The following is a 23,143-nucleotide window of genomic DNA, read 5'->3' on the forward strand; positions in this document are numbered from 1 at the left end:
CAGACGGCGCATCGGACGCGCTCGTCCATGACAAACTCCGCGCCGATGCGACCGTCAGAATGGCGAGGTAGGTGGCGCACTATGAGAAATGCGGGTTAAGCGGACGCGAGGCGTCCGTCGAGCGGCCAGGCGAAGGCTCAGAAGCCCATCGGCACGAAGAAACAATAGACCGTCGACTGCACGCCCGCGCCTTCGTCGCGGTAGAAGATCCAGTAGTCGCCGTCCTGGCTCGGCAGCGCCTCGCGCGCCGGGATGCGGTAGCGATAGCCGTCGACGGTGTAATAGTCGTCGGACACGCGATGGACCTGGTCGGGGCGAAGGTGATGGGCGTCGTCGGGCCCGCAGCACGCCGATTTCACCCAGCCCGGCACGACGTCGCCGTTCGCCCAGACGTCGTGGGCCGAGGCGGGGCGGCCGGCGAGGCCGCCAACAAGCGCAAGCGACAACAGGGCAAGTCTCATGTCCGCTCCGGTTCATCCCGCATGAAACGGTCGTTCCCGCTTGCCCTTCGAGAACGCCTTTTCGACTTGGTAATGCGTCATCGGGGCGAAACCGTGGAACGGCGTCGCGCCTTGTCCCGGCGCGGGCGATCTCCATCCGTCCTTGTTCGAGACAGGCGACGCCGCGGTCGCTGCAGACCAACGCGCGAGAATCTATGTATACCGTTCCATGGAGCGAGTCGCGCCGGAGTCGAAAGCGCGAAAGAACAAGTGTTCCGGCCGGGCAATCTTTTGATCTGGCTAAGGCCGGGGGTGGCCATGCAATTCAACGTTTGGTATACGCTCAGCGCGCGGAGTCGTGCTGAGAAGTGCTGACGTAACGTAAGACTTCATTGACCGGCGCCGCGCGTCTATAGACTCAGGCTGACAATGGGGGTTTTGATGACTATGAAACACGTCCTGGCGGGCGCGACGGCGACGGCGTTGGCGCTCGTGCTGGGCGCGGCTTCGGCCAGCGCCGATACGATTCCGGGCTCGACCTTCTCCAGCGCGACGGGAGCGGCGGGCTACGGCATGGACCCTTATGGGAACTATTGGGAGTTCACCGCCAACCGATCTTCCACGTATTGGTCAGACACTTACCAAAGTTACGGCTATGCCGGAACGCCGAATGCGACCGGTTTCGAAATCACCTTTACCGGCAATGCGGCCAGCTCGATTATCGCGACCGGAAATTACGCGCCTTATTTCTGGGACGCGACGTCCAACATCGTCTGGGACGTCTCCGTTTCGGGGGCGCAAGTGACGTGGAGCGCGCCGGCAGGCGCTTCGCTGGCGAGCGGAGATAAATACTATACTTATGTGGATTTCAGCGACGACACCGCCGGCGGTTCGAATTCCGGGTTCAGCGCCGCGTTCACCGGCGCGGCGGCCGCGCCGGAGCCTGCGACCTGGGCGATGATGGCGCTCGGCTTCGCCGGCCTCGGCTTTGCCGGCTTCCGCGCCCGCCGGGCGGCGGCGGTTCCGGCGGGGTAAATCCGGTCGGATCCAGGCGAGAAAGGCCGCCTGCGGGCGGCTTTTCTTTCGGCGCGGACGTCAGGACTCCGGGCCGGCGGGCGCCAGCGCCTTCAGCTCGCCCAGCCACGGCTCGTAGCGTCGCCAGCGTTCGACCGAGGTCGTGTAGATCGGCTGGCGCGCCTGCCACAGGCTCGATGTCCGCACCACGCCTCGGTTCCCTTCGTGGCGGAGGCAGGCGTCGTCCCAGTCGAGCCCGAGAAAGCCGATCAGTCTTCGCGTCTCTCGCTCCCGGTCGGCGACCAGCGTTTCGTACTGGACTTCCGTGAACCGGTCCGCCGGCAGGACCTCGCGCCAGTGCGCCATCAGCCGTTCGTATTCGCGATAGACGAAGGCGATGTCGCCGCGGTCGAAGGCGTAACCGTTCTGGGCGGGGAAATTCGCGAAGTAGATCGACAGGCAGGTGTCGATCGGATGGCGGCGGCAGTGGATGATGCGCGCCTGCGGGCAGGCCAGCCGGATCAGCTCCAGTCGGTCGAAATTGCGCGGTTCCTTGTCGGTCACGCGGAGCGCCTTCGCATCGATCCGGCGCAGCAGCGCCCGGTAGTCGTCGCCGGCCTTCGCCAGCGCCGCGGGCGACGGCAAGTCTCCGAACTCGATGCCCATCTCGCGTCGCCGGGTTCCCCAGAACGGCAGCTCGCCGCCTGCGCTGATCGCCGGATGAGCCGCCAGAATCTGCTCGACCAGCGTCGTGCCCGACCTCGGCATCCCGACGATCAGCACGGGCAGGTCGTCCCCCGGCCGCTCGGGCCGCTCGGCGGCTTTCGCCGCTTCCGCCATCGTCGCCGCGGAGAAGGTCGCGACGACCTTGTCGAACCAGCGGGTCATCGCCGCGCGGGCCTCGGGCGTGAGGCGCGTCCGCCGCGCCCGCAACCCGTTGGCGATGTCGTAGTGACGCATCGCCTCGGCGGCGTCGCCGAGGTCGTCGAAGGCCTTGCCGAGACCGAATCGGATGACGATGCGATTGTCGATGGTGAGGCCGGGCCGTTCGACGACGGCCAGCATGCGCTCGATCAGCGGGCGGTCGGCCTCGGTCATGCGGGTGACGGTGGCGAACTGCCCGAATGTGTTCGGGGCCGAGTCGAGACATCGCCCGAGCTCCCGCCTGGCTTCGTCGAACCGTCCGCTCAAGGCGAGGCGCTCCGCGATCAGCGCGCGCAGCTCCACGTCCTCCTGCAGAGCCGCGGGCGCGCTGCGCAGGAGCGCCGCGGCTTCGTCGACCTCGCCCTCGACGGCGAGCGCCAGCACGGCGTGGCGGGCGCGATCGCTCGGGGCGGCCGCGCTCGCGCTCAAGTCCCGATGGATGGCCGCGGCCTCTTTCCCGTTCCCGGACTGCGCGAGCGCCTTGGCCAGATTGACGCGGGCGCGGGTGAATCCGGGCTGGAGCTCGACCGCCCGCTTCAGGCTGTCGGTGGCGCGAATGAGATGCCCGCACAGCAGCAGGCACATGCCCAGGTCGTGGTGCGCGTTGGCGCTGCCGGGGGCGAGGCGCACGATCTGCGCGAAAACCGGAATCGCCTCGTCGCGCCGGTCGGCGTCCCACAGCGCCTTGGCCCGCGCGAGAAGGGCGTCGACCCTTGCCCCGACCCCGGGGCCGAGCGCGTGACCCGGGCTCGGTGAGGCAGCGCCCTGCGCCTTTCGCTCACAGCAATGCTTGAACTTCTTGCCGCTGCCGCAAGGGCACGGATTGTTGCGGCCGACCGTCGCCGGCGCGTTCGGAACGGGATTGCCCACGGTCATGTTCGGTCGAGGTCCCACGCGGCTCGGGCGATCCATAAGCCACAGGCGCGGACGCGTAAACGACGTAAACAGCGCCACCCGCCACGCCGCCGAAGGGCGCGTCGGGCGGCGTGACGGGCCGGACGCGATGTCAGGCCGACGGCAGGCCGTCCCGGTCCCGGGCTGCGCGGGCCTTTCCCGCGCCGCGCGCCGCTTGCCGCGACTCGGGGGCCGCGCTAACCCGGCGCCATGGCCAGAGCCGCCCCGCCTCCCCCGCCGCCGCCCTCGGCGCCGATCGACGTCAATCTGCGCGACGCGCTGGAGGAGCGCTACCTCGCCTATGCGCTCTCGACCATCATGGGGCGGGCGCTGCCCGACGCCCGCGACGGCCTGAAGCCGGTGCATCGCCGCATCCTCTACGGCATGCACATTCTGCGGCTCGACCCCGGCACGGCGTTCAAGAAATGCGCAAAGATCGTCGGCGACGTGATGGGCTCGTTCCATCCGCACGGCGACCAGGCGATCTACGAGGCGCTGGTGCGGCTCGCCCAGGACTTTTCCTCGCGCTATCCGCTGGTCGAGGGGCAGGGCAATTTCGGCAACATCGACGGCGACAACGCCGCCGCCTACCGCTACACCGAAGCGCGCATGACCGACGTCGCGCGCCTCCTGATGGAGGGCGTCGACGAGGATTCGGTCGACTGGCGTGACAATTATTCGGGCGACACGAAAGAGCCGATCGTGATGCCCTCGGCCGTCCCGAACCTGCTCGCCAACGGCGCGCAGGGGATCGCGGTCGGCATGGCGACGTCCGTTCCGCCGCACAACATCGCCGAACTCTGCGACGCGGCGCTCTATCTGATCGGCCATCCCGGCGCCGACGCCGAGGCGCTGACCCAGTTCGTGCGCGGGCCGGACTTTCCCACCGGCGGCATCGTCACCGACGATCACGCCTCCATCGTCGAGACCTACCGCACCGGGCGCGGCGGCTTTCGCCTGCGCGCCCGCTGGGAGAAGGAGGACCTCGGCCGCGGCGGCTGGGCGGCCGTGGTCACGGAAATCCCCTACGGCGTGCAGAAATCGCGGCTGATCGAGCAGATCGCCAACCTGCTCAACGACAAGAAGCTGCCCCATCTCGCCGACGTGCGCGACGAGTCGACCGAGGACGTGCGGATCGTGCTCGAGCCGAGGAGCCGCACGGTCGAGCCGGCGACGCTGATGGAATCGCTGTTCCGGCTGACCGAGCTCGAGACGCGCATCTCGGTCAACATGAACGTGCTGGTCGACGGCGTGACGCCGCGGGTGGTGTCGCTCGGCGAAGCGCTGCAGCAATGGCTCGACCATCGCCGGGCCGTGCTCGTTCGCCGCTCGCGCCACAGGCTCGCGGCGATCGACCGGCGGCTCGAACTGCTCGCCGGCATGATCGTCGTCTTCCTCAACCTCGACGAGGTGATCCGCATCGTGCGCGAGGAGGACGACCCGAAGGAGGCCTTGAAGGCCCGCTTCGGCCTGACCGACACCCAGGCCGTCTACGTCCTCGACACCCGCCTGCGATCCTTGCGCCGGCTCGAGGAGATGCAGCTGCGCAAGGAGCAGACCGAGCTGACGGCGGAGAAGGCGTCGATCGAGTCCTTGCTCGAAAGCGACCGCAAGCAATGGCAGATGATCGCGGTCCAGATCCGCGACCTGAAGAAGACATTCGGGCCGGAGACGAAGCTCGGCAGGCGGCGCACCTCGTTCGCCGCGGCGCCCGAGGTGGTGGTGGCGGACCTCGCCGAAGCGCTGGTCGAGCGCGAGCCGCTGACGGTGGTGGTGTCGGAAAAGGGCTGGATCCGGGCGCTCAAAGGCCAGGTCGCGGACCTGTCGTCGCTGGCGTTCAAGGGCGACGACGGCCTCGGAATCTCGTTCTTCGCCGAGACGACCTCCAAGATTCTGGCGCTGACCAGCGACGGCAAGGTGTTCACGCTCGACGCGTCGAAACTGCCGGGCGGGCGCGGGCAGGGCGAGCCGATCCGGCTGATGGCCGACCTCGACGAGAGTGCGGCCATCGTCGCCGTCTGGCCGCACGCCCCGGGGACGAAGCGGCTGATCGTCGCCTCCGACGCCAACGGCTTCCTCGTCGCCGAGGACGAGCTTCTTTCGTCGACGCGCAAGGGCCGCGCCGTGCTCAACGTCTCGGGCGCGGCGAAGGCGGCGCTGATCGTCCCGGCCGCCGGCGACCATGTCGCCGTGATCGGGCAGAACCGAAAACTGCTCGTGTTCCCGATCGCACAGCTTTCCGAGATGGCGCGCGGCAAGGGCACGCGGCTGCAACGCTACAAGGACGGCGACATTTCCGACGCAAAAGTGTTCGCCATCGCCGACGGCCTGACCTGGCGCGACTCCGCCGGCCGCACGTTTACCGTCGCCATGCCGGAGCTGCAGGAATGGATCGGCAACCGGGCGGAAGCGGGAAGGCTGCCGCCGAAGGGGTTTCCCAAGAGCAATAAGTTCGAGGGGTAGGGCGCCTCGATGACGCCGGTGAACCGTCAGCCGACGCCTCACGGATCGTTACCGCCGTCAATTGTTGTCCTTCAACCATTGAGCCACAACTTTCGTGGAGCGCCGTCATCGTCGAGACGCGCGTAATCTTCAACGAACAGACGCACGCCGAGATCCGAGGCCAGCGTGATGTGGTCTCTATCAACTGCGCCCTCGTACGCGAAGTCCGGAGAAAAGACTGCAAGCCAAAGCGTCGCTTCGATGGTCTTGGTTCGTATCAGTTCGGCGTAGCCACTGTCGGCGACGGCGCGCAAATTCCTCGCGACGCAGGGCCGTAACTCCGATGGGTCTTCAAGCTCGGAGGCCTCGAACGAGACATAGTTGCGACGAAAATGGCTTGTTAACGGCGCCCCCTTCCCATCCTTTATAACGTCGCCTCCGCCGCCGGCGCCTGAACGGCGCGGGGGATTTCATTCGACGAGGTTGCTGATATGTTCGTCGCCATAGAATACGTCCCCGGTTTCGGCGGGTGGGGTGGGGCGGGGCGGTGACAGTTTGCTCTGTCCCAAATTCCGGCGCAGGCGGCTCTTGGATCGCCGCGTCGCCCTTCGGGCTCCTCGCGAGGACGGCGGGAAGCCCCGGCCTCGCCGCGATCGGCCCTGCGCCCCCGACTGGAAACGCCGCGAAAAACCGGCCATACCGGCGGCCATGCTGAAGACCTTTTCATCCGACGGCGTCCACCTCGCCTATATCGACGTTCCCGCCGAGGGGACCGACCGCGGCGAGCCGATCCTGCTGATCCACGGCTTCGCCTCCAACCATCGCATCAACTGGGTCAACACCCGCTGGGTCGAGACCCTGACCAAGGCCGGGCGGCGGGTGATCGCGCTCGACAACCGCGGCCACGGGGCGAGCCAGAAGCTCTATGCGGCGCACGACTACCGCTCGGACCTGATGGCCCGCGACGCGGCCAACCTGCTCGCCCATCTGCACGTTTCCCGCGCCGACGTGATGGGTTACTCGATGGGCGCGCGCATCGCCGCCTTCCTGGCGCTCGGGCGTCCGACCCTCGTCCGCTCGCTGGTGCTGGGGGGCCTCGGCGACCGCCTCGTCCACGGGGTCGGCCTGCCGATCGGCATCGCCGATGCGATGGAGGCGCCGGCCCTGCACGACCTCATGGACCCGATGCAGCGCATGTTCCGCGCCTTCGCCGAGCAGACCAAGTCCGATCTCAAGGCGCTCGCCGCCTGCATCCGCGGCTCGCGCCAGACGGTGACCGAGAAGGGCATGGAGACGATTCAGACGCCGACGCTGGTCGCGGTCGGCACCCGCGACGAGGTCGCCGGCGACGGCCACAAGCTCGCCGCGATGATGCCGAACGCCGAGGCGCTCGACATTCCCGGGCGCGACCACAACATCGCCGTCGGCGACCGGACCTACAAGGCGGGCGTGCTCGCCTTCCTCGAAAGGCGCCCTTGAGCGGCGTCGCCGCCCGCGCCGAAAGCAGGTGACAAGGCGAACGGAAACGGAGATGCTTCCGGCCGGAAGCGGCCGCCGAGCCGGTCGGAGGAAACGGACGAGTCATGGAGCTGGCCGAGGCGCGCGCCGAGACCGAACCGCGCGCCGTCGACCGGGCGGCGCTGCTCGCGGTCGACGGCGTCACCCTGCGCTTCGGCGGCGTGACCGCCTTGCAGGACGTGTCCTTCGCGGTCCAGGCCGGCGCGATCTGCGGTCTGATCGGGCCGAACGGGGCCGGCAAGACCACGCTGTTCAACTGCATCTCCCGCCTCTACGACCCGCATGCCGGGACGATTGTGTTCGACGGTCGCCGGCTCGCGCGCTTCGCCCGTCACGAGATCGCCGCGCTCGGAATCGCCCGCACGTTCCAGAACGTCGCCCTGTTCGCCACCATGACGACGCGCGACAACGTCCGGGTCGGCGCCCATGCGCTGGCGCGCGGCGGCTTTCTCGCCAACGCCCTCGCGCTTCCCTTCGCCGCGCGCGAGGAGCGGCGGCTGACGGAGCGGGCGGAGGCGCTGATCGAGGAGTTTCGCCTCGGACGGGTCGCGGACCGGCCGGTCGGCGAGCTGCCGTTCGCGCTGCGCAAGCGCGTCGAGCTCGCCCGCGCGCTCGCGATTGAGCCCAAGCTGCTGCTGCTCGACGAACCCGCCGCGGGCTTGAATCACGAGGAGGTCGACGGGCTCGCCGACGAGATCCGCGCCATCCGCGAGCGGCGCGGAGTCGCCATCCTTCTGGTCGAGCATCACATGAATCTCGTCATGCGCGTCTCCGACCAGGTGGTGGCGCTCGAGTTCGGCCGCGTCATCGCCGACGGGCCGCCCGAGGCGGTTCGCACCGACCCGGAGGTGGCGCGCGCCTATCTCGGGAGCGCGCGGTGAGCGGCGCGATCCTCGATGTCCGGGGCCTCGACGCCTTCTACGGGCCGATCCAGGCGCTGTTCGGCCTCGATTTCGCCGTGCCCGCGGGCGGGGTGACGGCGCTCCTCGGCGCCAACGGCGCCGGCAAGACCACGACGCTGCGCGCGCTCTCCGGCCTCGTCCGTCGCACCGGCGACATTCGCCTGCGCGGCCGGCCGATCGCGGGCCTCTCGACCGAGGCGATCGCCCGCCTCGGCGTCGCCCATGTGCCGGACGGACGCGGAACCTTCACCGACCTCACCGTCGACGAGAACCTGCGCCTCGGGGCCCATGTCCGGTCAGACCGGAGCGCGGCGCGGCGCGATCTCGACCGGGTGTTCGGCTATTTCCCGCGCCTCGCCGAGCGGCGCCGGCAGCAGGCCGGCACGCTGTCGGGCGGCGAGCAGCAGATGCTGGCGATCAGCCGCGCGCTGATGATGCGACCCGCGTTGCTGATGCTCGACGAACCGTCGTTCGGCCTCGCGCCGCTGGTGGTCGCGGACATCTTCCGCATCCTCGCGGCGATCAATCGCGACGACGGCGTCGCCATGCTGATCGTCGAGCAGAACGCCGCGCTCGCGCTCGACCTCGCCGACGAGGCGGTGCTGATCGAGACCGGGCGGACGGCGCTGAGCGGCGCCGCGCAGCGCTTGCGCGCCGACGACGCGGTGCGCCGCGCCTATCTGGGGTATTGAGCGATGGACGAAGCAAGAGGCGTCGGCGGATCGCTCTGGGCGCCCGGCATCCCTGTGGCGGCAGAGCCGCCTGCCCCCTCCACCATGCTTCGCATGGTCCCCCTCCCCCGCCTCCGGCAGGGGAGGAGAAGCGCCGGCGCCGCATTCCTCCCCCGTGAAGCGAAGCGAAACGGGGGAGGGGGACCGTCCGAAGGACGGTGGAGGGGGCAAGCGCCGGTTGATCACATCGCGACACGATGCGCCTCGACGTGCATCTGTGCGCTCTGGTGGGGACGCCGCCCGTGAGCGCGTTCCTGCATCAGCTCGCCTCCGGGCTCGCGCTCGGCGGCGTCTACGCCATCATGGCGCTGGCGCTGGTCATGATCTTCCAGGCGACGCAACTGGTGAACTTCGCCCAAGGGGAAATGGCGATGTTCTCGACCTATTTCGCCTGGAGGCTGATCGACCTCGGCTGGCCTTACTGGCGCGCCTTCGCGGTGACGGTGATCGTCTCCTTCTTCGGCGGGATCGCGCTCGAACGGATCGTCGTCAGGCCGTTCGCCAACGCGCCGGCGCTCGCTTCCGTCATCGTGTTCATCGGCCTCGCGCTGATCTTCAACGCGCTCGCCGGCTGGCTCTACGGCTATTCCGTCACCGATTTCCCGACCCCGTTCGACGGTCCGCCGTGGTTCGGGCAGCGCTACCTGTCGGCGCACGAGTCGGGCGCCATTCTGGTGAGCCTCGTCGTGCTCGCGGCCGTCTACGCCTTCTTCCGCTTCACCTCGCTCGGCCTCGCCATGCGCGCCGCGGCGCAGAACCCGACCTCGAGTCGCCTGCTCGGCGTCCGCGTCGGCTGGATGCTGGCGCTCGGCTGGGGGCTCGCCGCCGCGATCGGCGCGATCGCCGGCATGATGGCGGCGCCGATCGTCTATCTCGATCCCAACATGATGGCCGGCATTCTGCTCTACGCCTTCGCCGGCGCGGTGCTCGGCGGCATCGACAATCCGTTCGGCGCGGCGTTCGGCGGGTTTGCGGTCGGCGTGCTGGAGAACCTGATGGGGGCCTATGTGGTCGGCTCCGAGGTCAAGCTCTCCGTCGCGCTCGCCATCATCGTCGGCGTCCTCGCCTGGCGCCCGTCCGGGCTGTTCGGCCGGCGCATCGTGGCGAGGGTCTGAGATGCCGGGACCGCGCCTCACGAGGGCGATCGCGACGCTGGCTGTGTTCGCGCTGGCCGTGGCCTTTCCGTTTCTCGCCTCCGGCTACCACGTCTATCAAGGCGCGCAGGTGCTGGTCCTCGCCATCGCGCTTCTCGGCCTGAACCTGCTCACCGGCTTCAACGGCCAGATCTCGCTCGGCCACGGCGCCTTCTTCGCCATCGGCGGCTACGGCGCGGCGATCCTGACGGCGAAGCTCGGCGTGCCCTACCTCCTGGCTGTCCCGCTCGCGAGCCTCGTCTGTTTCGCCGCCGGCTTCCTGTTCGGCTTCCCGGCGCTCCGCTTCGGCGGCCTCTATCTCGCGCTCGCGACCTTCGCGCTCGCGGTCGCCGCGCCGCAGATCCTCGCCTGGAAGGGCTTCGACGCCTGGACCGGCGGGTCGAGCGGCGTCTCGCTGGTGAAGCCGCATGCGCCCTTCGCGCTGCCGCTGACGACCGACCAGTGGCTCTATTTCATCTGCCTGGTCTCGGCCGCGCTCCTCTATGTCGCGGCCCGCAACCTCGTCGCGAGCCGCATCGGGCGGGCGCTGATCGCGCTGCGCGACCAGCCGATCGCCGCCGAGACCATGGGCGTGAACGCGGCGCTGACCAAGACGATCTGCTTCGGGATCAGCGCGCTCTACGCCGGCGTCGCCGGGGCCCTGAGCGCGCTGGCGGTCGGCTTCGTTTCGCCCGAGAGCTTCGGGCTCGCGCTGTCGCTGTCGTTCCTGGTCGGCATCGTCGTCGGCGGCCTCGCCTCGCTCGGCGGCGCGCTGTTCGGCGCGCTGTTCATCGAATTCGTGCCGAGCCTCGCCGACCAGATGTCGGGGAATTTCGGCGAGGGCGCCAAGGCGCTGCCGGGCGCGGTCTACGGCGTGCTGCTCATTGTGGCGATGGCGGTCATGCCCGGCGGCGCCGCCGGGGCGGTGCGGGCCATCATGCGCCGGACGGTCGGTTCGTGACGACGGCGGCGGGGCGTCTCCGCCGGCGGGAACGGCAACGGGAGGAAAAACCATGATTACGCGACGTTCGTTGCTGCGATCGGGCGCCGCCGCGGCGGCGGCGCTGGCCGGGGCGCGCGCGGCCCGGGCGGAGACGCCCGGCGTCAGCGACACCGAGATCCGGATCGGCCAGACCATGCCCTACAGCGGCCCGGCCTCCGCCTACGGCGTGATCGGCAAGGCGGACCTGGCCTACTTCACGATGATCAACGACATGGGCGGGATCAACGGACGCAGGGTCACGCTCATCAGCCTCGACGACGGCTACAGCCCGCCGAAAACCGTCGAGCAGACGCGCCGGCTGGTCGAGCAGGAGGGCGTCGCCTTCCTGTTCAACAGTCTCGGCACCGCGCCCTGCGCCGCCGTCCGGCAGTACCTCAACGACAACAGGATCCCGCAGCTCTTCTGCGCCACCGGCGCGAGCCTGTTCGCCGACCCGAAGTCGTTCCCGTGGACGATGGGATGGCAGCCGAACTACCGGACCGAGGCCGGCATCTTCGGAAAATACATCGCCAGGACGAAGCCGGACGCGAAGGTGGCGATCCTCACCCAGAACGACGGGTTCGGGAAGGACTACCTGATCGGCCTGAAGGACGGGCTCGGCCCCGAGCGCGTCGGCCAGATCGTCGCGGCGGCCACCTACGAGACGTCGGAGCCGACGGTCGATTCCCAGATCGTCACGCTCCAGGGCTCCGGCGCGGACGTGTTCGTCATCGCGGCCACGCCCAAATTCGCCGCCCAGGCGATCCGCAAGGCCTATGACGTCGGCTGGACGCCGCTGAGGCTGGTGACCGACGTGTCGCAGTCGATCGCGAGCGTGATGAAGCCCGCGGGCGTCGACAAGGCCAAGGGCGTCGTCACCGCGGTGTACGGCAAGGACCCGACCGACGCGCGCTGGGCGGACGATCCGGGGTTCAAGGCCTATGCCGAGTTCATCGCCAAATACATGTCGCCGAAGGACCTGATCGACTCGAACGCCGTCTACGGCTTCGGCGCGACGGCGACGATGGTTCAGGTGCTCAGGCAATGCGGCGGCGACCTCACGCGCGAGAACGTGATGAGGCAGGCGGCCAGTCTCAAAGACTTCGTGCTGCCGATGACGCTGCCGGGCATTTCCATCAACACCTCGGCCGACAACTTCACCCCGATCCGCCAGGAGCAGCTCGCGACCTTCGACGGCCAGGGCTGGCGGCTTTTCGGGGAGCTGCTGGCCGGGTGAGGGGCGCCCCGGCGGCGAGACGCGCCGCTCCCAGGCTGTTGTGGTGGTCGCCGGCCGCGGGCGGCCGCGGTCAGGATCGCGCCTGCCAGGCGGCGAGCTCGTCGTCGGCCATGGGCGCGAAGAAATCCGGGCCGTCGCCCAGCGAGCCCGGCGCGAGAACGCCGAATTTGAATTTCTCATCCGCAATCGGGACGAGCCGGACAACCGGCTTGTCGCCCTTCGCGATGACGATCTCCTCGCCGGCCAGCGCAGCCTCGATCAACTGCGAGAGCTGGGTCTGGGCGGCGTCCATGGTGACCTTCTGCATCGAGACGTCTCGCGGGCCGGGGGCAGGCGCCTGGTCAAGTTGGCCAAGTCCCGGCGCTTTGGTCAAGCGCCCGCTCAGCTCCACGCCTTCAGCGACCCGAATCGCGCGAACTTCTTCGAGAAATGCCGGTCCATGCGGGCCAGCACGTCGCGCAGGAAGGCGACCCCTTCGGCGAGATACGGCCCCTTGTTGAGCATGACGCATTCCGCCCCTTGCGCGGTCGCGGCGTCGGTCATCTCGGCCCGGCTCGCCACGCCGTCGCGCACGTAATTGTCGAGCACCTGGGTCGCCCACACCACCGGGGTGTGCGCCGCCTCGCACAGCCACAGGATTTCTTCCTGCATCTCGGTGAGCCGGGCGAAGCCGAGCTCGACCGCGAGGTCGCCGCGCGCGATCATCACCGCGGTCGGATTGTGGGCGGCCGATTGCAGGATCAGGCGGGGCAGGTTGCGCACCGCGAGCGGGGTCTCGATCTTGAGCACGATCCCGTGCGGCTCGCGGTTGGGGGCGCGGGCGACCAGATGGTCCTGCAGCAATTCGATGTCGTCGGTGCGCTGGACGAAGGAGAAGCCGACGAGGTCGGCGTGCCGGGCGACGAAGTCGAGGTCGCGAAAATCCTTCGAAGTCAGCGGCGGCAGCTCGAGCTCGGTCGAGGGGAAGTTGACGCCCTTGCCGGGCTTCAGCCGCACGCCTTTTTCGCGCGCCGCATAGACCTCGATCTCGGCCCGGCCGGGCGTCTTGGCGATCACGCGCGCCGCCGCCTTGCCGTCGTCGATGAACACTTCGGCGCCGACGGCGAGCTGATCGACGAGCTCGGGGAAGTTGAGCGAGAAGGCGATCGGGTCGCGGGTCTTTTCCCTGAGCTCGTCGATCAGCGTCGCCCGGTCGCCGCGCGCCAGCCGCGCCTTCGGCGGCGCCTTGACGCGCAGGATGCGGCACTTGGGGCCGCCGAGGTCCATCAGGATCTTGCACGGGCGCTCGTGCCGGGCCGCGGCGTCGCGCACGTTTTCGATCATCCGCCCCCAGGCCTCGGCGTCGTCATGGGCGCAGTTGATGCGCGCGCAATCCATGCCCGCCGCGATCAGGTCGTCGACGAGCGAGGGGCTGACGGCGGCCTCCGGCGGCAGGGTCGCCATCACCCGCACGCGCGGCGCCCCCTTGGCGCGCTTGCCGAACAGCTTCGCCGATTCGGCGTCGAGCTCCGAGGCGCCCGCGTGCACGGCGGTCGCGCTCGGGTAGGGGACGTCGGATTCGCCGGTCAGGCGGCGCAGCGTCACGATCAGCACGTCGAGCGTCGCCGCCACCTTGGCCTCGCTTCGCCCGAGCGACGAAAGCCCGCGCGCGGCGAGTCTGAGCTGCAGGTCGTTGAGATCGTGGGCGCGCAACGAGATGTAGTGCGAAAGGTTGATCGCCCTCGACGCCGCTCCGTCCGCGGCGGGACCCCATTCGCGCCGGAGCTCGGCGCCCTTGGTCTCGATGTCCTCGCGCAGCGCCTGCGCTTCGCCCAGGAGAGCGCGAAGTTCGTCGAGGTCTTTGCCGGTTCTGGTCGCCATGGAGAGCTCGCCTTCGCGCGCGAGCGCTCCGACGGGAATCGGTTTTCGTCACGCATGACGGGTCTTGACGCGCCAATATGACGTCTGTGCAACACCGCGACGGCCGTGCAACGGTTTCGCGACAGCGGGGGGGCCCTTCGATGGTCGAATGCGGCGCCTTGCGTCGCGCTCGACCCGCCCGTAATGGGCGTGACGGGAAACGCTTACGACGAGGACAGCCATGGTCGCCGACTTCAGCGGGAGGGTCGCCATCGTGACCGGCGCGGGCTCGGGCCTCGGCCGCTGTCACGCGCTCGGGCTCGCCCGGCGCGGAGCGCGGGTCGTGGTGAACGATCTCGGTCGAAACGGCGCGCCGTCCGCCAACGCGCTCGCGGTCGTCGAGGAGATCCGGGCCGCTGGCGGCGCGGCCGCCGCCGACCCGGCCGACGTCGCCGATTTCGAGCAGGTCTCGGCGATGGCGGCGCGCGCCGAGACGGACTGGGGCCGGGTCGACATCCTGGTCTGCAACGCCGGCGTCCTCGCCGACAAGAGCTTCGCCAAGATGGCCATGGCGGACTTCGAACGCGTCGTCCGCGTGCACCTGATCGGCTCGGCCAATTGCGCGCGGGCGGTGTGGGGCGGCATGCGCGAACGCGGCTACGGCCGCATCGTGCTCACGTCGTCCGCCTCGGGCATCTACGGCAATTTCGGCCAGGCGAACTACGGCGCGGCCAAGGCGGGCCTGATCGGCCTCATGAATGTGCTGCATCTCGAAGGGATGAAGACCGACATCCGCGTCAACATCCTGGCGCCGACGGCGCGGACGGCGATGACCGAAGGCCTGCTGCCGCCGGCGGCGGCCGAGCTTCTCGGCCCCGAGACGGTCACGCCCGCCGTCCTGTTCCTGGCCAGCGAGGCGGCGCCGTCGCGGGTGATCCTGGGCGCCGGGGCGGGGACGTTCGCCGTCACCCACATCGCCGAGACGGCGGGCGTCTATCTCGACGCGGCCGAGCGCACGCCGGAGGCGATCGCCGCGCGCTGGGCGGAGATATCCGACCCCGCGACGGCCGCGCCGCTCCAGGACGCCTATTCCCAGACCCGCAAGTTCGTCGCCGCGGCGGCGAAGGCGAGGGGCGAGGCGATCGACTGGTGAGCCGCGGCGCGGCGCGCCTCCATCGCCCTCAGGAAGCGGTTGCGACAGGCGCCGAGGACGACGGCCAGGACGATCACCGTTCCGATTGCGATCGGCTTGACGTTGTCGCCGACCCCGAACAAGTGCGGGCCGGTCGACAGGACCTGAATGACGCAGGCGCCGACGAGCGGGCCGACGATTGACCCCTGGCCGCCGGACAGGCTGGTTCCGCCGATGATGACCGCGGCGATGGCGTCGAGCTCGTAGGCCGATCCCGGCGATCGGGCTGCCGGCGTTGAGCCGCAGCAGGTGGAACATCGCGGCGACGCCGGCGGTCAGCCCGCTGATGGCGAAGGCGGCGATCCTCGTGATCCGCGGTCGTGGCCGGAGAGACGCGCCGCCTCCTCCTCGTTCGTGCCGATGGCGTCGATGAACCGGCCGAACACCGTGTAGCGCAGGACGAACCAGCCGATCAGGACCGCCCCGACCGCGATCGGGAAGATCGCGGGAAAGACGCCGAACACGATGAGGTTGCCGACGTCGACGAACGGCTGCGGCAGACCGGTGACGGTCGCGTTGTCGCTCGCCACCCGCGCCGCCCCGCTCGCGACGTCGAGCATGCCGAGCGTGACGATGAGGGACGGGATCTTCCACCGCTCGACGACGAACCCGTTGACGAAGCCGGACAGGGCCCCCGACGCCCATGCAGCCGAGGGGGTTTCGTATCGCTTCGAAGATCGCCGCCCGGCCGGCGCGCCATTCGCTCCCCGTCGTCGTCGATTTCGCCCACGCGAAGAGCCGGCCTCCGCGGAGGTCTCGCAAACCGAGAACGGACTGAACATCGTGTCCGGTGGAAAACAGCGTCGCCCGCCTTTACGTGAAGGTCATCGCCTCAATTCTTTCACGCTTGCGGCGCAATACTGGCGGTCGTGAGACGCGGACTGGCTCGAGGGAGCGATCCATGTTGCATCTGTACGCATCGAGGCTCGCTATCGCCGGGGCGGCGCTCGGGTTCGGCGCCATCGGCGCGGCGCAAGCCCAATCTCCGCAAGCCCAATCTCCGCAGGCGGTGGAATGGATCCACGGGTCGGTGATCCATCTCGAAAGCCTGCCGGGCGGCGACGGCGCCTCGGCCTCCGCCATCGACGGCGCCGGGCTGGTCGTCGGGTCGAGCTATTTCTCCGACGACTCGAATGTCGCCACCGAATGGCGCCGCGGCCGGGCGATCCGACTCGGCGCGCTGCCGGGAAGCAGTTCGAGCGAGGCCAACGCCGTCAATGACGCCGGAGAGGCGGCGGGAGACAGCATCGTCAACGGCGACTCCGTCGCCACCGAATGGAGCAACGGCAGGGCGATCAAGCTCGGCGGCGTCCCGGGCCTCGTCTTCAGCAAGGCTGAAGGCGTCAACGACGCGGGCCTGGTGGTGGGAATCACTGACGACAAGCAAACGAGTTTCGCCACCGAATGGCGCGGCGGCCAGGCGATCGACCTCGGCGGCTTGCCGGGCAGCGACGACAGCGCGGCCTACGCTGTCAACGCCTCCGGGCAGGTGGTGGGCGTGAGCGGTTTTCCCAACGGGACGTTCTTCGCCACCGAATGGAGCCATGGGGCGGTGTTCGAACTCGGCGGCGGGAGCGTCAACAGCTGGGCGGACGCGGTCGACGCCGCCGGGCAGGCGGTGGGGTTCAGCGGCGGCAGCAACATGACGGCGGGGGTCGCCACCGAATGGAGCGATGGCGCGACGATCCGTCTCGGCGCCCTGCCAGGCGCCCAGTCCAGCGCCGCCAACGGCGTCAACGATCACGGACAGGCGGTGGGATCGAGCAATATTTCCCCGCGCGCCACCGAATGGAGCCAGGGGTCGGCGTTCCCCCTCTCCACCCCGTCGGGCAGCCAAAGCATCGCCAACGGCGTCAACGACGCCGGGCAGGCGGTGGGAACGATCTATCCTCCGAGCGCCGGGGCGGCCGCTGCGATCGACGCGCCGGCGGCGCCCGAGGCCTCGACCTGGGCGATGCTCCTGATCGGCTTCGCCGGCCTCGGCTGGATAGGCTGGCGCGGCGTCGACCGCTTCGAGCAGCGCGCGACCGGCGTCGCCCCGGGCTTGGTTTCCTCCAGGCGCCATTGGAGCGCGCGGCGCGCGGCCTCGATCGCGGAGTCGACGTCGTCGACGGAATAGCGCCCGCCGACCTTCGAGAGGACCTCCGCGGCTTCGATTGCGCGTTGGTCGAAATGACGCGTCATGGTTGCCCCTGCAACAGCTTTCGGGGCCGGGGCCGGCGATCTCGCCGGCCCGCGACCGGTCGGGGCGCCGTTGTTGTCCCCCGAGACGCCCCTTGACCCCGCGCGGGCTTCGCCCGCTCGCTATGCCGGCGCCGGGAGCGGAAGCCTCGCCCCGGCGCCGCCGACCGTCGGCTCGGACGGGGAGGACGGGTTATGCCGCGGATTTCGGCCGTCTTGCAAAGTCGCGCGCCGTCGTAGATTGTCCGGGCGCCGACGGCCGGGGCCGGACGCGCGCCGCGGCCGGAATGGCCGCCGAGCCGGACGAACGAGAGGGGTAGCCGTATGAACTGGTCGCGATTGGCGCGCAATGCGCTGCTGGCGCTGGGGCTCGCCGCGTTGGGCCCGCCGCCGGCCGAGGCGGTCGAGATCGTTGGCGGCGCGCTGCCCGCGGCGCAGATGAGCGACGGGCTGCTGACCCAGGTTCGCGCCGTCCGCGTCGGCCGGCCGGCCGCCGTGCGTCGGCCGGTCCATCGTCCCGGCGGCGTGCGCCGCCCCGCCGGCGCGTATCGTGCGCCCGGACATCGGCCGGGCTATCGCCCGGTCGCCCGCCCCGGCTATCGTCCGCCCGTCGCCCGCCCCGGATATCGGCCGGTCGGACGCCCGGTCGGTCGCGCGGTCGTTGTCGCGCCGCGCGCCGTCTGGGTCGGCCGTCCGGGCTGGTACCGCTGGGCGCCCGGCGGCGCCATCGCGGCCGGCGCGGCGATCGGCTTCGCCACCGCGGCCGTCGCGGCGTCCTGGGCCGGCGCCCCGCCGCAGCCCGGCCTGTGCTGGTATTACACCGATCCAAGCCGGACCCAGGGGTTCTGGGACGCCTGCCCGTGAGCCCGCGGCCCCCCGGACGGGGAGCCGCCCGCCGGTCGGTTCGGCGCGCTTGCCATCGCGCTTCCGGCCTGATTTGACTGACTCGATCCGCAACAGCAGAGAGGCCTGCGCGAGGGGTCCGAGCATGGCGATGCCCGTCCAGTCAGAAGGCGCCGACCGGGCGCACAGACTCAAGGCCCTCTCGGCCAACGTCACCCTCGCGACCGCGTTCGTCCTGACGGCGGTCAAGCTCGGCGGCTGGCTCGCCACCGGCTCGATGGCGCTGATGGCCTCGGCGGTCGATTCGCTGGTCGACGCCGGCGCGAGCTTCGTCACCCTCGTCGGCGTCCGTTACGCGTCGAAGCCGCCCGACAGCGAGCATCGGTTCGGCCACGGCAAGGGCGAGGCGGTCGCGGCCTTCACCCAGGCGACCTTCCTCGCCGGCGCCGCGTTCGTGCTCGGCTTCAATTCGGCGCAGCGGCTGGTGTTTCCCGTTCCGCTGGACTCGCTCGAGGTCGGCGTGGTCCTGATCGCGGGCAGCCTCGTCGTCGCCTGCGCGCTGGTCGCGCTCCAGACCTGGGTCGTGCGCCGGACCGGCTCGACGGCGATCGCCGCCGACCGGGCGCACTACGTGACCGACATCGCGGTCAACGCCGCCGTGCTCGTGGCGCTCGCGGTGACGCAGGTCACCGGCTGGACCCGGGCCGACCCGGTTTTCGCGCTGGCCATCTCCGGCTACATGCTCTGGAACGCGCACGGCATCGCGCGCGAGGCGCTGGCGCAACTGCTCGACGCGGAATTGCCGGGCGACGAGCGCCGGAAGATCAAGCAGGCGGTGCGCGCTTGCGCCGGCGTCCGCGACATTCACGACCTGCGCACGCGCTTCTCCGGCGATCGGACCTTCGTCGAGTACCACCTCGAGGTCGATCCCGGCCTCACTGTCGACGTCGGGCACGCGATCGGCGACGCGACCGAGCTCGCCGTTCAGACTCTCCTGCCCGGCACCGTCGAAGCGACCGCCCATGTCGAGCCTTTCGGCATTGCCGACATGCGTCTCGACGACGTGGTCGCGGAGAGATCATGAGCCTACGACAACGGACCGGGCGATGAGCGAGAACCGCGACCACGACCACGAGCACGACCACGCCGCCCCCGGCCACGACCACGGCGGACATGATCACGCGCACGCGCCGGCCGATTTCGGCGCCGCCTTCGCCATCGGCATCACGCTCAATGTCGGCTTCGTCGCGATCGAGGCGGCCTATGGCGTGATCGCCAACTCGGTCGCCCTGTTGTCCGACGCCGGGCACAATCTCGGCGACGTGCTCGGGCTCGCGGCGGCCTGGATCGCCAGCATCCTCGTCAAACGCGCCCCGACCGCCCGCTTCACTTACGGATTGCGCGGATCGTCGATCCTCGCGGCCTTGTTCAACGCGGTCTTCCTCCTCCTGACGGTCGGCGCGATCTCGTGGGAGGCGGTCCTGCGCTTCGCCGACCCGGCCCCGGTCGCCGAGAAGACCGTGATGATCGTGGCCGCCGTCGGCGTCCTGGTCAATGGCGTCACCGCCTGGCTGTTCGCCTCGGGCCAGAAGGGCGACATCAACCTGCGCGGCGCCTTCCTTCACATGGCGTCCGACGCGCTCGTCTCCGCCGGGGTGGTCGTCGCCGGCCTCGTCATCCTCCTGACCGGCTGGCTATGGCTCGATCCCCTGACCAGTCTCGTCGTCAACGCGGTGATCGTCTGGGGAACCTGGGGCCTGCTGCGGGACTCGCTCGGCATGTCGATGGCGGCGGCGCCGGCGGGCGTCGATCCGGGGCAGGTCCGTAGCTTCCTCGCCGGGCGTCCGGGCGTGTCCGCCGTCCACGACCTGCACATCTGGCCGATCAGCACCACCGAAACGGCGCTGACCTGTCACCTCGTGATGCCGGCCGGCCACCCGGGCGACGCGTTCCTGCACGGCCTCGCGGTCGATCTCGCCCGGCGCTTCCGGATCGGCCACCCGACCGTGCAGATCGAGACCGATCCGGACGCCGCCTGCGCGCTCGCGCCCGACGAGGTGGTGTGAAGCCGCTCGAGGGCGCCTTCTTTCTGCGCCGCGCGCCCGAGGTCGCGCGCGACCTGATCGGCGTGCGCTTCACCGTCGACGGGGTCGGCGGCCCGATCGTCGAGACGGAAGCCTACGACCGCGCCGATCCCGCCTCGCACGCCTTCGGCGGACCGACGGCGCGGAACGCCGCGATGTTCGGGCCGGCCGGACACGCCTATGTCTACCGCAGCTACGGCCTCCATTGGTGCCTCAACTTCGTCTGCGGGACCGAACCGGGCTCGGCCGTGCTGATCCGGGCGCTCGAGCCGGCGACGGGCATCGAGGTCATGGCGGCGCGCCGCGGGACGACCGCGCTCAGCCGTCTCTGCGCCGGCCCGGGTCGCGTCTGCCAGGCGCTCGCGGTCACGCGCGCGGGCCACGACGGCGCGCCGCTCGACCGGCCGCCATTCGCGCTGGCGCGCGCCGAAGCGGGCGGGGCGGTCGTCGCCGGCCGTCGGATCGGGCTCACCAAGGGCGTCGACACCCCGTGGCGCTTCGGGCTGAGGGGCTCGCCCTACCTCAGCCGGCCGTTCTGAGCGCCGGGCGGACCGCCCCGCAGCGAGCGCCAGGAGAACAGGAACAACCCGCCCGCGCTCACGGCGAGCCCGGCGAAGAACACCCGGTCCGCGGCGAAGCCGAGGCCGGAGAACCAGAACGACAGGACGAACGACAGCAGCGCGGCGATCGCCGGCTCGAGGTTCTGGAACATCGTGACGAAGCCGTTGTCGTTGTCCGTCGCCTGCAGGGCCTTCTGCGAGAACACCCGCCCGACCGCGTCGGCGAGGATGATGCCGACGATCATCAGGGCGGTCGGCCCGAGCTGCGGCAAGAGCGGCTCGCCGCGCGCGAGCAGCCAGGCGAGCGTGACCGGGATCAGCGCGAGCGCGCCGATCAGCACGTTGGCGGCGATCACGCCCGAGGCGTTCAGGTCCGAGAACCATTTGCCGGTGAGGGTTCCGGTCAGGGAGGCGAACAGCGGGATCGGCACCGCAAACAGCCACGATCCGCGCAGGAGCTCGGCGGCGAGGCCGGCATGGTCGCCGGCCTGGCTCCACGCCACCGCGGTCGCGCCGAGAAAGGAGACGGCGAGACAGGCGAAGAACATGCCCGGCGACGCCGGAATCGGCGTCTTCGTCACGATCCGCGCCACCAGCGCCGCCCAGAATGGCGCGAGACACAGGATCGCCACCACCACCACCGGATGGGCGCCGCCGAGGCTGACGGTGTAGAGCGCCAGCGCCGCCGCGCCGACCGCGAAGATCGCGGCGAACTTGGCCGGGCTGGCGGGGCGGCCGAACGCGCGGACGAAGTCCTCCCGGCTGTCGCGCGTCGCCAGCAGAAACGGTATCGACAGCAGAAGCCCGATCTGCGTCAGGAACACGAACTGCGCCGGGCTGAACTGGCGGGCGGCCGGCGAGGACAGCGGCGGCTGCGCGGCGATCAGCGCGGCCGCGACGAGGGCGAAGGCGCCGCCCCGAAGGCGGTTGGTGGCGGGGGTCTGCATCCGGGCTGAATACGCGGCCGCGGTCGGTTCGGTTCCGGCGTTTCGCGGAAGGCCATGCGCCGCCCACATTGCGGGCGCAGGTTCATGGGGGGTCGATCCCGCTACCCGGTCGATTCCGCGGCGCCGGCGTCGGCCGGGCCCGAGGGCGCGCTCAGCGCGCGCCCGGCAGCGGCGCATCCGTTGCGCGATCCCCGAGGTTACCCATGAGAAAGCTCGTCGTCGCCGCCGTCGCTGTCGTCGTCCTGATCGCCGCCTGGTGGGCCTACGCCCTCTCCGGCGCGGCGGCGCTGGCGTCGGCGGCCTCGCACGGCGACGTCGCGGCGGTGGCGCGGCGCGTCGACATCCCGGCGCTGATCCGGTCGCTCGGCGCGCAGATCGCGCGCGCCGCCCTCGAGGACAATCCGCAGTTCGCAAAGCTCTCGGCGATCGAGCGGCGGTTCGTCGGCGCGGCGGGCGCCGGCGCGGCCGAGGCGCTGCTGCGCGAGGCCCTGACGCCGGAGACCCTCGCCGCGCTCCTCGGCAGGGGCCGCATTGGCCTTCCCGGCGCGGCCGCGGACTGGCGGGCGCCCGCGCTCGGCGAGGTGTTTGGCGATGGCCCGTGGCGGGCCGTCGCCAACTCGCGATTCGAGGGGCCGCTGAGCTTCGTCGTCCGGCTCGACGGGCCTGACGGCGGATACGACGTCCATCTGCATCTCGACGGAACGACCTGGCGCCTCGACGGTCTCGACCTGCCGAAGGCGATCAGCGCCGGCCTCGCGCGCGCGATCTCCGAGCGGGTGGGCGAGGGGCGCGGCGGCTGAGCGGGCCGGGAGCGCGGCAGGCTCAGTAGCGGTTCACCGCTATCGCAGAATATATCCAATTCACCGCCACTCGGCCCAGGACGTTTTTCTTGTTCTCTATGAAAGGCGAATCTGCGCCGGGGCGGAAGAAGGTAACTCCCAAGCCGGTAGCCAACAGCGCCGTCATCGCGAGCGAAGCGAAGCGATCCAGGGCCGCTGGGCCGCTGTCGCGCCCTCTGGTCGTCCCGCCGCCCTTCGTTGCGAGCAGAAGACGGAGCAATTTCTTCCGCAGGAGGCAAGCGGCGGCATGGATTGCTCTTATGTCCTTCGTCAAGAGGTCGGACACGCGATCTCGTCTCCGCTCCTTGTTGGGAGGAAGGATGGCCTCGGATGATTGCGCAGGGGTGGGGGCGAAGCCTGTTGGACGTCGGTGATCAAACTCTAATACGCGGGTTTGTTCCGCATGTCCGAGTTGCGTCCGGGGCTGCTCCGCGTCTTCGT

Annotated in this window: 22 protein-coding genes and 1 pseudogene; 15 read left to right on the plus strand and 8 right to left on the minus strand. The window is 70.1% G+C overall.

Annotated features, from left to right (window positions below):
* Positions 1 to 137: 137 nt before the first annotated feature.
* Positions 138 to 461 (minus strand): hypothetical protein, encoded by a 324-nt coding sequence (locus DFR50_RS30380; RefSeq protein WP_147262981.1) that lies wholly within the window; start codon positions 459 to 461, stop codon positions 138 to 140.
* A 420-nt stretch (positions 462 to 881) separates the two neighbouring features.
* Between DFR50_RS30380 and DFR50_RS30385 the strand changes: the two genes are divergently transcribed.
* Positions 882 to 1,475 carry a PEP-CTERM sorting domain-containing protein gene (locus tag DFR50_RS30385; protein WP_170153452.1) on the plus strand — a complete coding sequence of 198 codons (594 nt, stop codon included), beginning with the start codon at positions 882 to 884 and terminating at the stop codon, positions 1,473 to 1,475.
* 60 nt (positions 1,476 to 1,535) lie between these two features.
* Here DFR50_RS30385 and DFR50_RS30390 read toward each other — a convergent pair whose 3' ends face one another.
* A complete protein-coding gene (locus DFR50_RS30390) occupies positions 1,536 to 3,254 on the minus strand; it encodes a sulfotransferase (protein WP_245428242.1) in 1,719 nt (572 codons plus the stop codon).
* A 228-nt stretch (positions 3,255 to 3,482) separates the two neighbouring features.
* Between DFR50_RS30390 and parC the strand changes: the two genes are divergently transcribed.
* A complete protein-coding gene (parC, locus tag DFR50_RS30395) occupies positions 3,483 to 5,735 on the plus strand; it encodes a DNA topoisomerase IV subunit A (protein WP_113893980.1) in 2,253 nt (750 codons plus the stop codon).
* A 71-nt stretch (positions 5,736 to 5,806) separates the two neighbouring features.
* Here parC and DFR50_RS30400 read toward each other — a convergent pair whose 3' ends face one another.
* A complete protein-coding gene (locus DFR50_RS30400) occupies positions 5,807 to 6,028 on the minus strand; it encodes a hypothetical protein (protein ID WP_113893982.1) in 222 nt (73 codons plus the stop codon).
* Between the two features lie 397 nt (positions 6,029 to 6,425).
* Here DFR50_RS30400 and DFR50_RS30405 point away from each other — a divergent pair, with 397 nt between their 5' ends.
* From DFR50_RS30405 to DFR50_RS30430, 6 genes are all read left to right on the plus strand, one after another.
* Positions 6,426 to 7,193 (plus strand): alpha/beta fold hydrolase, encoded by a 768-nt coding sequence (locus DFR50_RS30405; protein WP_113894012.1) that lies wholly within the window; start codon positions 6,426 to 6,428, stop codon positions 7,191 to 7,193.
* A gap of 104 nt (positions 7,194 to 7,297) precedes the next feature.
* Positions 7,298 to 8,113, plus strand: a complete 816-nt coding sequence (locus tag DFR50_RS30410; protein WP_113893984.1) for an ABC transporter ATP-binding protein — start codon at positions 7,298 to 7,300, stop codon at positions 8,111 to 8,113.
* Positions 8,110 to 8,826, plus strand: coding sequence for an ABC transporter ATP-binding protein (locus tag DFR50_RS30415; RefSeq protein WP_170153453.1), 717 nt, complete (start codon positions 8,110 to 8,112; stop codon positions 8,824 to 8,826). Before DFR50_RS30410 ends, DFR50_RS30415 begins: the two co-directional genes overlap by 4 nt.
* A gap of 281 nt (positions 8,827 to 9,107) precedes the next feature.
* Positions 9,108 to 9,980, plus strand: coding sequence for a branched-chain amino acid ABC transporter permease (locus tag DFR50_RS30420; protein WP_113894017.1), 873 nt, complete (start codon positions 9,108 to 9,110; stop codon positions 9,978 to 9,980).
* A gap of 1 nt (position 9,981) precedes the next feature.
* Entirely contained in the window at positions 9,982 to 10,959 is a 978-nt protein-coding gene (locus DFR50_RS30425; protein ID WP_113893986.1) for a branched-chain amino acid ABC transporter permease, read from the plus strand.
* A gap of 52 nt (positions 10,960 to 11,011) precedes the next feature.
* Positions 11,012 to 12,217 (plus strand): ABC transporter substrate-binding protein, encoded by a 1,206-nt coding sequence (locus DFR50_RS30430; protein WP_113893988.1) that lies wholly within the window; start codon positions 11,012 to 11,014, stop codon positions 12,215 to 12,217.
* A gap of 70 nt (positions 12,218 to 12,287) precedes the next feature.
* On the opposite strand, the gene DFR50_RS30435 is transcribed toward DFR50_RS30430, so the two are convergent.
* Both DFR50_RS30435 and DFR50_RS30440 read right to left on the minus strand, forming a co-directional pair.
* Entirely contained in the window at positions 12,288 to 12,524 is a 237-nt protein-coding gene (locus tag DFR50_RS30435) for a type II toxin-antitoxin system Phd/YefM family antitoxin (RefSeq protein ID WP_113893990.1), read from the minus strand.
* A 74-nt stretch (positions 12,525 to 12,598) separates the two neighbouring features.
* A complete protein-coding gene (locus DFR50_RS30440) occupies positions 12,599 to 14,077 on the minus strand; it encodes a pyruvate kinase (protein WP_113893992.1) in 1,479 nt (492 codons plus the stop codon).
* A gap of 220 nt (positions 14,078 to 14,297) precedes the next feature.
* Between DFR50_RS30440 and DFR50_RS30445 the strand changes: the two genes are divergently transcribed.
* Positions 14,298 to 15,209, plus strand: coding sequence for an SDR family NAD(P)-dependent oxidoreductase (locus DFR50_RS30445; RefSeq protein ID WP_113893994.1), 912 nt, complete (start codon positions 14,298 to 14,300; stop codon positions 15,207 to 15,209).
* Here the strand turns inward: DFR50_RS30445 and DFR50_RS33510 are convergent.
* Positions 15,143 to 16,030: pseudogene (locus DFR50_RS33510) on the minus strand (ABC transporter permease). The gene DFR50_RS30445 and the pseudogene DFR50_RS33510 overlap by 67 nt on opposite strands.
* A gap of 119 nt (positions 16,031 to 16,149) precedes the next feature.
* On the opposite strand from DFR50_RS33510, the gene DFR50_RS30455 reads away from it, so the two are divergent.
* The 5 genes from DFR50_RS30455 (at position 16,150) to DFR50_RS30475 (ending at position 20,895) form a co-directional block, all read left to right on the plus strand.
* Positions 16,150 to 17,367 carry a hypothetical protein gene (locus DFR50_RS30455; protein ID WP_113893996.1) on the plus strand — a complete coding sequence of 406 codons (1,218 nt, stop codon included), beginning with the start codon at positions 16,150 to 16,152 and terminating at the stop codon, positions 17,365 to 17,367.
* 386 nt (positions 17,368 to 17,753) lie between these two features.
* Complete coding sequence (locus tag DFR50_RS30460) at positions 17,754 to 18,293, plus strand: hypothetical protein (protein ID WP_113893998.1); 540 nt, start codon at positions 17,754 to 17,756, stop codon at positions 18,291 to 18,293.
* 124 nt (positions 18,294 to 18,417) lie between these two features.
* Positions 18,418 to 19,356 carry a cation diffusion facilitator family transporter gene (locus DFR50_RS30465; RefSeq protein ID WP_113894000.1) on the plus strand — a complete coding sequence of 313 codons (939 nt, stop codon included), beginning with the start codon at positions 18,418 to 18,420 and terminating at the stop codon, positions 19,354 to 19,356.
* Positions 19,357 to 19,378: 22 nt separating this feature from the next.
* A complete protein-coding gene (locus DFR50_RS30470) occupies positions 19,379 to 20,338 on the plus strand; it encodes a cation diffusion facilitator family transporter (protein ID WP_113894002.1) in 960 nt (319 codons plus the stop codon).
* Positions 20,335 to 20,895, plus strand: coding sequence for a DNA-3-methyladenine glycosylase (locus DFR50_RS30475; protein WP_210209089.1), 561 nt, complete (start codon positions 20,335 to 20,337; stop codon positions 20,893 to 20,895). The genes DFR50_RS30470 and DFR50_RS30475 overlap by 4 nt, the downstream gene beginning before the upstream one ends.
* Here the strand turns inward: DFR50_RS30475 and DFR50_RS30480 are convergent.
* Positions 20,874 to 21,863 (minus strand): hypothetical protein, encoded by a 990-nt coding sequence (locus DFR50_RS30480; RefSeq protein ID WP_147262982.1) that lies wholly within the window; start codon positions 21,861 to 21,863, stop codon positions 20,874 to 20,876. The two genes, DFR50_RS30475 and DFR50_RS30480, sit on opposite strands and share 22 nt — an antisense overlap.
* 203 nt (positions 21,864 to 22,066) lie before the next feature.
* Between DFR50_RS30480 and DFR50_RS30485 the strand changes: the two genes are divergently transcribed.
* Positions 22,067 to 22,663: a DUF2939 domain-containing protein gene (locus DFR50_RS30485; RefSeq protein ID WP_113894008.1), complete on the plus strand. Its 597-nt coding sequence runs from the start codon at positions 22,067 to 22,069 to the stop codon at positions 22,661 to 22,663.
* A 22-nt stretch (positions 22,664 to 22,685) separates the two neighbouring features.
* Here DFR50_RS30485 and DFR50_RS32715 read toward each other — a convergent pair.
* A partial coding sequence (locus tag DFR50_RS32715; RefSeq protein ID WP_210209090.1) for a hypothetical protein occupies positions 22,686 to 23,143 on the minus strand: 458 nt, incomplete at its 5' end.

The organism is Roseiarcus fermentans, assembly GCF_003315135.1.
Classification (GTDB): domain Bacteria; phylum Pseudomonadota; class Alphaproteobacteria; order Rhizobiales; family Beijerinckiaceae; genus Roseiarcus; species Roseiarcus fermentans.